This is a genomic window from Arsenophonus sp. ENCA (assembly GCF_002287155.1).
Classification (GTDB): Bacteria; Pseudomonadota; Gammaproteobacteria; order Enterobacterales; family Enterobacteriaceae; genus Arsenophonus; species Arsenophonus nilaparvatae.
Genome location: NZ_NHNG01000505.1, coordinates 1 through 11,463 on the forward strand (window position 1 = coordinate 1; position 11,463 = coordinate 11,463).

10 protein-coding genes and 1 pseudogene are annotated in these 11,463 nt (G+C 39.2%); 10 read left to right on the top strand and 1 reads right to left on the bottom strand.

Features of this window, described 5'->3' with window-relative positions; translation table 11 throughout:
• The 8 genes from CBG25_RS13240 to deoD form a co-directional block, all read left to right on the top strand.
• A partial coding sequence (locus CBG25_RS13240) for a transposase (protein ID WP_290604297.1) occupies positions 1-233 on the top strand: 233 nt, incomplete at its 5' end.
• A 269-nt stretch (positions 234-502) separates the two neighbouring features.
• Positions 503-2,092, top strand: a complete 1,590-nt coding sequence (prfC, locus tag CBG25_RS13245) for a peptide chain release factor 3 (protein WP_290607191.1) — start codon at positions 503-505, stop codon at positions 2,090-2,092.
• A gap of 199 nt (positions 2,093-2,291) precedes the next feature.
• Positions 2,292-3,359: a patatin-like phospholipase family protein gene (locus CBG25_RS13250; RefSeq protein WP_290607193.1), complete on the top strand. Its 1,068-nt coding sequence runs from the start codon at positions 2,292-2,294 to the stop codon at positions 3,357-3,359.
• Positions 3,349-4,143 (top strand): TatD family hydrolase, encoded by a 795-nt coding sequence (locus tag CBG25_RS13255; protein ID WP_290607207.1) that lies wholly within the window; start codon positions 3,349-3,351, stop codon positions 4,141-4,143. Before CBG25_RS13250 ends, CBG25_RS13255 begins: the two co-directional genes overlap by 11 nt.
• Positions 4,144-4,390: 247 nt before the next feature.
• The gene (locus tag CBG25_RS13260) at positions 4,391-5,677 is read left to right on the top strand and encodes a NupC/NupG family nucleoside CNT transporter (RefSeq protein ID WP_290607195.1); all 1,287 of its coding nucleotides are present in this window, start codon (positions 4,391-4,393) and stop codon (positions 5,675-5,677) included.
• Between the two features lie 78 nt (positions 5,678-5,755).
• The gene (deoC, locus tag CBG25_RS13265) at positions 5,756-6,535 is read left to right on the top strand and encodes a deoxyribose-phosphate aldolase (RefSeq protein ID WP_290607197.1); all 780 of its coding nucleotides are present in this window, start codon (positions 5,756-5,758) and stop codon (positions 6,533-6,535) included.
• Between the two features lie 252 nt (positions 6,536-6,787).
• Positions 6,788-8,011 (top strand): phosphopentomutase, encoded by a 1,224-nt coding sequence (gene deoB, locus CBG25_RS13270; RefSeq protein WP_290607199.1) that lies wholly within the window; start codon positions 6,788-6,790, stop codon positions 8,009-8,011.
• A 65-nt stretch (positions 8,012-8,076) separates the two neighbouring features.
• Positions 8,077-8,790: a purine-nucleoside phosphorylase gene (gene deoD, locus CBG25_RS13275; RefSeq protein WP_290607201.1), complete on the top strand. Its 714-nt coding sequence runs from the start codon at positions 8,077-8,079 to the stop codon at positions 8,788-8,790.
• Between the two features lie 66 nt (positions 8,791-8,856).
• On the opposite strand, the gene CBG25_RS13280 is transcribed toward deoD, so the two are convergent.
• Positions 8,857-9,498 carry an AhpA/YtjB family protein gene (locus CBG25_RS13280; protein ID WP_290607203.1) on the bottom strand — a complete coding sequence of 214 codons (642 nt, stop codon included), beginning with the start codon at positions 9,496-9,498 and terminating at the stop codon, positions 8,857-8,859.
• Positions 9,499-9,618: 120 nt separating this feature from the next.
• Between CBG25_RS13280 and serB the strand changes: the two genes are divergently transcribed.
• Together serB and CBG25_RS13290 are read left to right on the top strand one after the other, a co-directional pair.
• Positions 9,619-10,596, top strand: a complete 978-nt coding sequence (gene serB / locus CBG25_RS13285; RefSeq protein ID WP_290607205.1) for a phosphoserine phosphatase — start codon at positions 9,619-9,621, stop codon at positions 10,594-10,596.
• Positions 10,597-10,629: 33 nt separating this feature from the next.
• Positions 10,630-11,337, top strand: a pseudogene (locus tag CBG25_RS13290) (AAA family ATPase); the annotation flags it as partial.
• Positions 11,338-11,463: the final 126 nt, after the last annotated feature.

Consider the following 11,463-nt stretch of genomic DNA (forward strand, 5'->3'; position numbering starts at 1 on the left):
GTAAAGGCCATCGAAACAAACCGTTGTCCAAGACTCAGCAAGGGCGAAACCACAGGATTGCAAAGACTAGGGCACGGGTTGAACATGCATTTGCGGCGATGGAACAAATGGGTAGAAAACTGATCCGCACCATTGGACAGGTGCGCGCTAATTTTGCCATGACGATGATGGCAGCATGTTACAACCTAAAGCGGTTGGCGTACTTCCAGAGCGCGTGCATCGTGGCTTTCTGACGCCCAGAATGGGTCAAATGGCCCTAGCCAGGGCAATGTGCGATAGAATCAGTAACGTGATAATCAAAAAAAATCTAATTATTTAGAATGAAAGCCAAGGGTTAATTGAAAATCTTGAGTTTTTCGAGGTGCCCTTTTGTATATTTAATTTTATCGGCTAACTAAAAAATATTTTTTAATGAGTTAGTAATTGTTTTCAAAATGGCTTTGTCAGTGTAGAATTTTTGCCAATTTTTTATACATCATGTTGTGTATGTTGGGTAGTTATAATGAAAGAGAATAATTTTTGTCAGAAAATAGCGCGGCGCAGAACCTTTGCTATCATTTCTCACCCTGATGCAGGGAAAACCACGATCACAGAAAAAGTACTGTTGTTTGGCCAAGCTATTCAAAAAGCGGGCACAGTGAAGGGGCGTGGTTCGAATCAACATGCAAAATCTGATTGGATGGAAATGGAAAAACAGCGCGGGATCTCGATTACCACTTCCGTAATGCAATTTCCTTACCAAAATTGCTTGATTAATTTGCTTGATACCCCAGGGCATGAGGATTTTTCGGAAGATACTTATCGGACCTTAACGGCGGTCGATTGTTGTTTGATGGTGATTGATGCAGCTAAAGGCGTTGAAGATCGTACGCGTAAATTGATGGAAGTAACACGGTTACGTGATACACCTATTTTAACCTTTATGAACAAATTGGATCGCGATATTCGCGATCCAATGGAATTAATGGATGAGGTAGAAAGTGAATTGAGTATCGCTTGTAGCCCGATTACCTGGCCAATTGGTTGTGGCAAGTTATTTAAAGGGGTTTATCATCTTTATCGTGATGAAACTATTTTATACCGGAGTGGGCAAGGGCATGCTATTCAAGACGTTATTATTATTAAAGGATTAAATAATACCGAATTGGACAAAGTTATTGGAGACGATTTTGCTGCTCAGCTACGAGAAGAACTTGAACTAGTAAAGGGTGCTTCTCATGAATTCAATTTAGACGCATTTTTACAAGGCAAGTTAACACCCGTCTTTTTTGGCACCGCTTTAGGTAACTTTGGTGTTGATCATATGTTAGATGGTTTGGTCAATTGGGCGCCAACTCCTATGCCTCGGCAGGCTGATAGTCGTATTGTTAATGCTCAGGAAGAAAAATTTTCTGGTTTTGTGTTCAAAATACAAGCCAATATGGATCCCAAACATCGTGATCGGGTGGCTTTTTTGCGGATTGTGTCTGGTTGTTATCAAAAGGGTATGAAACTTTATCAGGTACGAAATAAAAAAGAGGTGGTTATTTCAGATGCGCTTACTTTTATGGCCGGTGATCGTTCCCATGTTGAAGAAGCGTTTCCAGGTGATATCATTGGCTTGCATAATCATGGCACTATTCAGATTGGTGATACTTTTACCCAGGGAGAAGTGTTAAAATTTACCGGTATTCCTAATTTTGCACCTGAACTATTCAAACGCATCCGTTTAGGTGATCCGTTAAAGCAGAAACAGTTACTTAAAGGATTGGTTCAGTTATCCGAAGAGGGTGCGGTTCAGGTATTTCGTCCTTTAGCCAATAATGATCTTATTGTTGGTGCTGTTGGTGTGCTTCAGTTTGATGTGGTGGTAGCGCGCTTGAAGAGTGAATACAATGTTGAAGCTATTTATGAGCCAGTAAATGTGTCAACCGCACGTTGGATCGAATGTGATGACGTAAAAAAATTAGAAGAGTTCAAACGTAAAAATGAACAAAACCTGGCTTTAGATGGTGGCGATAACCTCAGTTATATTGCCCCAACGATGGTAAATCTTAATCTAACCCGCGAACGCTACCCTGAAATTCGGTTCTGCAAAACGCGAGAGCATTAATTTATGGCATATTAATTTTTTATTACATTACCCTCACTTGTTATTAGTGGGGGGTATGACTATTTTTCAATTGCTGTATTTATTGGTTTCTCCCAAATTTTTAAGCCGCTAAAAATCTCACTATTAAACCCAATAGTAGATTTTGAATAGCAGATTGTATTTAGAGGGTCTAGTATCAGTTTTAAGGGGGGAAAGCAATATGGGAAGACATATATCAGTCACATTGGGTAATATTGAGCCTTTAGCCTTTGAGAATAATGCATTTGATCTCGGTAAAATAGCATTAGTCTGTGAGGGAGGTGGACAGCGTGGTATTTTTACCGCCGGTGTATTGGATGAATTTCTCCGTGTTGGTTTCAACCCATTTAACATCATGATAGGGACATCGGCAGGCGCACAAAATTTATCGGCCTATCTTTGCCAACAGCGTGGTTATGCCCGTAAGGTGATCACTGATTATACCACTAAATCTCAATTTTTTAATCCACTACGTTTTATTCGTGGTGGCCATATGATTGATTTAGATTGGCTAATTGATATTACCTCCCGTGAATTACCCCTTGATTTCTCTACTGGATTGTCTTACTTAGACAGCGGGCGTCAATTTTTAATCAGTGCATGTCGCTACGAGGATTTTAGTCCGGTTTATTTTCAACCAACACAAGATAGTTGGCTAGATATTATTCGGGCGTCAAGTGCTATCCCCGGCTTTTATCGCCAGGGGGCGGTATTTAATGGGGAGCTTTATCATGATGGTGGTATAACGGCTTCAATTCCTGTTGAAGAAGCTTATCGTCGTGGGGCAAAAACAATTGTGGTAATTAGAACGGTTCCTTCGGGAATTTATTATACATCTGAATGGTTAAAGAGGATGACTCGCTGGTTGGAACACCGCAATATACGGCGGATGGCTAAGATGATAAAAGTACATATTAAAAGCTATCAACAGACACAAAAATTTATTGCTGCGCCACCATCAGGTATCCAAATTTTTGAAATTTATCCACCGAAACCTTTAATGAGTTGTGCAATAGGTAGCCGTGCTTCAACCTTAGAGACTGATTATCATATTGGGCGTCAATGTGGCAGCTATTTTTTAACTAGTTTAAAACACTATTTTTCTACTGATAATTTAGCATCTTACCCGTATTCTATTGAAAATAATCAGGTTGCTAATTCGGCATCTTTGTCTACTGAGATAATTTCGAATCAACAAGATGAAGAACCAAAATCAGGTGATGAAGGATTAGCCATTGATGTTCGTTGACACCCATTGTCATTTTGATTTTCCTCCTTTTATCTATGATATTGAAGATAGCTTTTCGCGCGCGGTGAAAGCTGGCGTGACTGATATCATTGTCCCGGCGGTTGGTATTGAGAATTTTGAGCGAGTATATTTACTGGCGCAACAACATCCGCATTTATATACTGCATTGGGTTTTCATCCTTTGTATATTGCAGATTTTTTACCTGATCATTTTGCTAAATTAGTGGTATTATTGCAGCAAAACAGCAATAAATGTGTTGCTATTGGTGAAATAGGTTTAGATTATTTTGTTACTAATGCTGCGGTTAAGCAACAACAAGCATTGCTGATCCAGCAATTACAGCTGGCTAAACAGTATGATTTACCGGTTATTCTTCATTCGCGTAAAAGTCATGATCAACTAGCTGCTTTATTAAGACGATTTGACGTGCCGAAAAAGGGAGTCATTCATGGATTTGCAGGCAGTTTGTCGCAAGCGAATGCTTTTATCCGTTTAGGTTATTTTATCGGTATTGGTGGCGTTATTACCTATCAACGGGCTAAGAAAACCAGAGCAGTAGCTGCGCAATTGCCGCTGTCATCATTAGTACTTGAAACTGATGCCCCTGATATGCCATTAGCTGGATTTCAGGGGCAGGTTAATCGTCCTGAAAGAATAGGTTTGGTATTTGAGGCACTATGTAACCTTCGGCAAGAGTCAGCAGAGGAAATTGTAACACAGCTTTATAACAATAGTTTGCAACTGTTTAATATTAAAAAAGAGCAGACTAATATGGCTAAATAATCATACCAATAAGTTATTTAATTATAATTATGGTATTTTTTAGATAATTTTTGCCGGCAATATCGCTTTTCTTAAGTGATATGTGTCGCGAAATTTATTTTTTCGTGATTTTTCGTTATGATTATTTGTGATACCGACTGTCAGTTATTAATGCGAAATCGTTATAATGTCTGCGCATTAAACTGGCAGTTTATTTTTTAAACTATATAAATTTTCATTTGTTATATAATACACAGGGATATTATTCATGCAACTCATTATGAGCCTGCTAGGGATGGTAGTATTGATTTTCATCGCTATCATTTTTTCCAGTAACCGTCGGGCAATTAAATTTCGTACCGTATTTGGTGCTTTTGTTATTCAAATGGCAATTGGCGCATTTATTCTTTATATCCCTGCCGGGCGCCGTACTTTGGAAACTGTATCAGATGCAGTCTCTAGTGTGATTGGTTATGGACAAGTTGGCATGGATTTTGTCTTTGGTGGTTTAGTCTCTAATAAAATGTTTGAACTGTTCGGCGGTAGTGGTTTTATTTTTGCCTTACGTGTCTTACCGGTCATTGTTTTCTTCTCATCATTGATAGCCGTACTTTATTATCTTGGTATTATGCAATTTTTTATCAAAATCTTAGGTGGACTTTTGCAATGGATATTAGGCACCTCACGCACTGAGTCATTATCAGCGACCGCTAATATTTTTGTCGGTCATACAGAAGCGCCTTTGGTTGTCAGACCCTATATTGCTACCATGACAAACTCTGAGTTATTTGCTGTTATGTGTGGTGGATTAGCTTCGGTTGCTGGCTCGGTATTGGCCGGCTATGCGCAAATGGGGGTGCCAATGGAATATCTGATCGCAGCATCTTTTATGGCAGCACCGGGGGGATTATTATTTGCTAAATTGATGGTACCGGAGACAGAGAAAACTCACGATGCAGTGAATATGGTCAGTGTGGCGAGCGGCGAAGAACGCCCAGTTAACATTATCGATGCTGCCGCCACTGGCGCTTCTTCCGGCATGCAACTCGCTCTAAATGTCGGTGCGATGTTGCTGGCATTTGTTGCATTGATAGCGTTACTTAACGGTATTTTGTCGGTGATCGGTGGCTGGATCCATATACCAGGCTTATCATTAGAATTGATCTTAGGCTGGATCTTTGCGCCAATTGCCTATTTGATTGGTATACCCTGGCATGAAGCGACAATTGCCGGCTCGTTCATTGGGCAAAAGTTAGTGGTCAATGAATTTGTTGCATATATGAATTTTGGCGAATACTTAAAACCAGATAGTGAAGTTATTGCCGCCGGTAAGCAAGTACTTTCTGAACATACTAAAGCGATAATCTCTTTTGTATTGTGTGGTTTTGCTAATTTAGCGTCAGTAGCCATATTACTGGGTGGTTTAGGTGGAATCGCCCCGAACCGTCGTAAAGATGTTGCTCGATTAGGTTTGAAAGCGGTATTAGCCGGTTCGTTATCTAATTTGATGAGTGCCACTATTGCTGGCTTCTTTTTATCGTTAGCGACTATGTAACTTAATCTGCTTGGTATATTAAACATTGAACGATTGTTTAATCGCTAAAGCAATAATGTTAGTAGCTCTGAGAATTATATGATGGAATTAAAACTTGCTGCACAACGCGCATTAAATTTGATGGATTTAACTCTGCTAAATGATGACGATACTGATGAAAAAGTGAAGATTTTATGCCATCAAGCCAAAACCGCACAAGGAAATACTGCCGCGATATGTATTTATCCTCGCTTTATTCCATTAGCACGTAAGATGCTAACCGAACAAAAAACCCCGAATATTCGCATTGCCACGGTAACTAATTTTCCATTTGGTGGTTATGATGTTGCGATTGCTACAGCTGAAACACAAGCTGCTATTGCTTATGGTGCAGACGAAGTTGATGTTGTTTTTCCCTATCGAGCATTAATAACTGGTAATAAGCAAATTGGTTTTGACCTGGTTAAAGCGTGTAAAGAAGTTTGTCTACCGAGAGGTGTCTTACTGAAAGTTATTATTGAAGTCGGTGAATTAAAACAGCCTGATCTTATTCGACAGGCAGCAGAAATTGCTATTGCTGCCGGCGCTGACTTTGTTAAAACATCAACGGGTAAGGTTGCGATAAATGCCACCCTAGAGAATGTTGAAATTATACTTAAAGTTATTCGAGATATGGGCGTTGCTAGCCAGGTGGGTTGTAAGGTGGCGGGTGGTGTTCGTAAGGTAGAAGAAGCTGCCCAATATCTGGTTTTAGCCGATCGAATCATGGGAAAAGAATGGGTAAATATTCGTCATTTTCGTTTTGGGGCGTCAAGCTTATTGTCTAGTCTATTAAATACATTAGGATGCCCAATAGATAATTTTACTGGCGACTATTAATTTTTATTGATCTTTTTATGCACTGTTTCAGTAATTATTGGCTGGCAGAAAAATGAAAATGTCTATTTTAATAATCTATGAAAATGATTGTTAATAAATGATCGCTAATAAAAGAAGTTTTTAGATAATAGCATCGATTAGTATTTTGTATTTATTGACGATAGTAAATAGTTATTATGAGCTCGAATTATGGAATGCGTTATTTTTTGTTTAATAATGGATTAATTGAATTTGGACTAACCAAGGGTAGTTATGAAACGTGTATTCATTATGGTGCTTGATTCTTTTGGTATTGGTGCTACGCCGGATGCGGATAGATTTGGTGATGCTGGGGCTAACACTTTAGGCCATATTGCGGCCGCTTGTGCGCAAGGGAAGGCTGATAAGGATCGTAAAGGTAAACTCTTTTTGCCCAATTTATCGCGTTTAGGGTTAGCAAAAGCCGCTGAGGGATCATCAGAAACATTTCCAATCGGCCTGGATGAAGACGCTGAGATTATCGGTGCCTATGGTTATGCGAGTGAGTTATCTTCCGGCAAAGATACCCCATCAGGTCATTGGGAGATTGCCGGGGTACCGGTTTTATTTGAATGGGGATATTTTAAACAACAAAAAAATAGTTTTCCGCAACAATTATTGGATAAATTAGTTGAAGCGGCTAATTTGCCCGGTTATCTGGGAAATTGTCACTCGTCAGGTGCGGTGATCTTGGATCAATTAGGTGAAGAGCATATGAAAACAGGTAAACCTATTTTCTATACTTCAGCCGATTCAGTCTTTCAGATAGCATGTCATGAAGAGAATTTTGGGGTTAAAAATCTTTATCAGCTTTGTGAAATAGCGAGAAAGACGCTAGATGAAGGTGCTTATAATATTGGACGTGTTATTGCTCGTCCTTTTATCGGCAATAAAGCTGGCTGTTTTCAGCGTACCGGTAATCGTCGAGATTATTCAGTTGAACCACCTGCACCAACCATCCTGCAAAAACTGGTTGAAGAAAAAGCCGGTCAGGTGGTTTCAATTGGCAAAATTGCAGATATTTATGCCAATGTCGGCATTACTAAGCAAGTGAAAGCAACCGGTATTGAAGCGCTATTTGCAGCAAGCCTTGAGGAGATCAAAAAAGCGGCCGACAATACCATTGTGTTTACTAATTTTGTTGATTTTGATTCTTCATATGGACATCGTCGTGATGTTGCGGGTTATGCGGCAGGACTAGAGTTATTTGATAGTCTTTTACCTGAAATGCTGGCATTAATTGAAAATGAGGATGTTTTGATTATTACCGCAGATCATGGTTGTGACCCGACCTGGCCAGGAACTGATCATACGCGGGAAAATATTCCTATTTTAATTTATGGTCCGAAAGTAAAACCTGGGGCACTAGGTCATCGACAGACCTTTGCTGATATTGGTCAAACCGTTGCGCAATACTTTGGTTTATCGCCAATGGCATATGGCAAAACGCTATTTTAAGTATGTTGGGAAATATTTGTTCATATTCCCGATTTTATTGATAAGTAATAAAAGGAAATTTATTTATGGCCACCCCACATATTAATGCTGAGATGGGCGATTTTGCGGAAGTTATGCTGATGCCAGGCGATCCTCTACGCGCAAAACATATTGCAGAAAATTATTTGACCGACAGCCGTCAGGTAAATGATGTTCGTGGTATGTTAGGTTTTACTGGTAATTATCAAGGTCGTAGCATTTCTTTGATGGGGCATGGTATGGGGATCCCTTCCTGTTCAATTTATATGAAAGAGCTAATTACTGACTTTGGTGTTAAAACAATAATACGAGTAGGATCCTGTGGTGCTATTAGCCATCAAGTAAAGTTACGCGATATTATTATCGGCTTGGGAGCATGCACCGATTCTAAAGTTAATCGACTAAAATTTGATGACAATGATTTTGCAGCTATTGCGGATTATCAGCTGGTTCATAATGCTGTAACTGCGGCTAAAGCAAAGAATCTCAACGTTTTGGTAGGTAATATTTTCTCTACTGATCTTTTTTATACGCCTCAAATGCAAGTGTTTGATACAATGGAAAAATATGGCATTTTGGGGGTGGAAATGGAAGCTGCTGGTATGTATAGCATTGCGGCGGAATATGGTGTCAAAGCACTAACTATTTGTACGGTTTCTGATCATATTCGTCGAGGCGAAAAGACAACTTCAGCAGAACGGCAAACGACATTTAATGAGATGATTGAAATTGCGTTAGAATCAGTATTATTACTGGATTAAAAATAAATCATTAAATTTAAATTAAGCAAGAAAGCAGATTTTAATCTGCTTTCTTTTTAGCAATTTTTATTTCTTTTGCTGATTGTTTGCTGAGCGACTATTGCTTATTGATAAAAAAGGTAACTTTGGCCAGTGTATTGAAATTGATCTAGATAAAATATTAGCCAGAATAAAACCGATAGTGAGTGCTAGAAGTAACATAATCTTTAATAAATTAGCCATATTATCTATTTGTTTAGATCCTATACTAAATTGATGAGCATCAATGGTTAAACGTAAAAAGCCTTTTGGTTTTTTGGTATCGAAGATTGGAACAACCAATTGATAGTTAACATAGTTGTGGCATGGAGGGTGATTAAGGGATAACCGCTCTCGTAAAGCAACTTTTTCACCTGCATGCTGAATTTGGGTTCCATCATTAAGGTAAACACTTGCATCGAGAATATGTTCATTAATTATTAATTGATTAAGAATGGCCAGGATCTGTTTATTATTAAAATTTTTACCATCACTTTGTATATAGTTGGATAAGCTAAAAGCGACTTGTTCTGCATGTGTATGAGCCAATTCTTTAAACTGCTCGACTCTGATTTTCTGATGTAACTGACTAAAATAACTAACCTTTTGGATTAGAATAATGAGTAAGAAGAGGCAAATTAAAATGATAACAGTTTTATGTAATCGAAACTTTAATTTCGTTTTAATCATAATCGGCTCTTTTAAACTTAGTTCATTATCATATTGCCAGAGGTTAAGATGATAGGATAGTTTGAAAAGCCGTTTTTTTGTTGGCTAATTGTCGTGATTGGGTGACAGGAGTATGAATTAATGTCGACGAGTTTAACCTATTGTTATTTGCCTAATGAGATCCAAAAATGGCCTGGATTACCGCTTTCACTAAGTGGTGAAGAGGTTATGCCTTTGGATTATCGGGCTGGGGATAGTGGTTGGTTGCTTTATGGACGAGGACTGAATAAGCAACGTATCAGTCAATTTCAACAACGCTCTGGTAATGCGATTGTGATTGTTTCTTCTTGGCGTATTGACGATTATCAGGTCGTTCGTATCGCGGGTAGCTTAAGCGCAAAAATAAAGAAAATAGCTGAAGAGTGTGGTTTAGATGTTGTACCGCTGGGTAATATTCCCCGTTTACGTGCACCAGGCTTGTTGGTGATGGATATGGATTCAACGGCAATTCAGATCGAATGTATTGATGAAATTGCTCGTTTGGCGGGAGTTGGCCAGCAGGTTGCTGAAATTACAGAACGCGCAATGCAAGGGGAAATTGATTTTAGTGAAAATTTAAAAGCTCGGGTTAAGTTACTTGCTGGAGCCGACATGCAAATTTTGCAAAATGTATTAGAACATATGCCACTGACACCAGGCTTAACTAGTCTTGTCCGTAAGTTGCAGGCATTTGATTGGCATGTTGTTATTGTTTCAGGTGGATTTAATTTTTTTACTAATTATTTGAAGGAAAAATTAAAATTAACCGCTGCGGTGGCTAACAAACTTGAAATTAAAGATAACAAATTGACCGGTAAGGTGAATGGCAACATTGTGGATGCTAAAGTCAAAGCACAAACCTTAATAAAATTAGCGAGACAATTCTCTATTCCAATCGAGCAAACCGTTGCCATTGGTGATGGTGCAAATGATGTAAAAATGATCCGTAAGGCCGGATTGGGTATTGCTTATCATGCTAAATCTAAAGTACAGGCCAGGGCAAAAGTAGCGATTCAACATGCAGATTTGATGGGTGTACTTTGTGTTTTAAGTGGTGGCTTAAAGCATGAAGAGCGTTAACGATTAAAACAATAAATAAAAGAGGCAATAACGGTGGCAAAAGCAATAAAAAGAGCATTTATCTGTAATGAATGCGGTGCAGATTATCCACGCTGGCAAGGTCAATGTATCGCTTGTCATACCTGGAATACGATCACCGAAGTAAGATTAGCTGCCAGTTCTACCTCGCGTGCAGAACGCCTTAATGGTTATGCCGGTAGTGCTACAGGTAACCAAGTACAGAAATTGTCTGCCATTAATTTAGAAGCATTGCCACGTTTTTCTACTGATTTCAAAGAATTTGATCGTGTTCTCGGTGGTGGTGTGGTACCTGGTAGCGCGATTTTAATTGGTGGTAACCCAGGCGCTGGTAAAAGCACATTGCTTTTGCAAACTATGTGTCGGCTTTCATCGCAGATGAAAACTTTATACGTCACCGGTGAGGAGTCTTTACAGCAAGTGGCGATGCGAGCGCATCGATTAGGGTTACCGTCCGATAATCTCAATATATTATCTGAAACCAGTATTGAGCAGATTTGTTTGATTGCAGAGCAGGAACAGCCAAAATTGATGGTGATTGATTCTATTCAGGTCATGCATATCGCGGATATACAGTCATCACCTGGTAGTGTGGCACAAGTCCGAGAAACTGCGGCTTATCTTACCCGATTTGCCAAAACACGAGGGATCGCCATTATCATGGTAGGGCATGTCACAAAAGATGGTTCTTTGGCCGGCCCGAAAGTACTTGAACACTGCATTAAGCGTGTTGCTTAATAGTGAAATAAGGGTGTTTCGGTGATTGAAGTAAATTTTACGCTGTTCTGAGATGGAAATTCCAAAGACCTGCGCTAAGGAGTAAGAAGGTATCATCAATAAAGGGTCTAC

Excerpts from the sequence above, each read along its gene's own strand:
- prfC (WP_290607191.1), top strand. The coding sequence starts at position 503 with ATGAAAGAGAATAATTTTTGTCAGAAAATAGCGCGGCGCAGAACCTTT.
- CBG25_RS13250 (WP_290607193.1), top strand. The coding sequence starts at position 2,292 with ATGGGAAGACATATATCAGTCACATTGGGTAATATTGAGCCTTTAGCC.
- CBG25_RS13255 (WP_290607207.1), top strand. The coding sequence starts at position 3,349 with ATGTTCGTTGACACCCATTGTCATTTTGATTTTCCTCCTTTTATCTAT.
- CBG25_RS13260 (WP_290607195.1), top strand. The coding sequence starts at position 4,391 with ATGCAACTCATTATGAGCCTGCTAGGGATGGTAGTATTGATTTTCATC.
- deoC (WP_290607197.1), top strand. The coding sequence starts at position 5,756 with ATGATGGAATTAAAACTTGCTGCACAACGCGCATTAAATTTGATGGAT.
- deoB (WP_290607199.1), top strand. The coding sequence starts at position 6,788 with ATGAAACGTGTATTCATTATGGTGCTTGATTCTTTTGGTATTGGTGCT.
- deoD (WP_290607201.1), top strand. The coding sequence starts at position 8,077 with ATGGCCACCCCACATATTAATGCTGAGATGGGCGATTTTGCGGAAGTT.
- CBG25_RS13280 (WP_290607203.1), bottom strand. The coding sequence starts at position 9,498 with ATGATTAAAACGAAATTAAAGTTTCGATTACATAAAACTGTTATCATT.
- serB (WP_290607205.1), top strand. The coding sequence starts at position 9,619 with ATGTCGACGAGTTTAACCTATTGTTATTTGCCTAATGAGATCCAAAAA.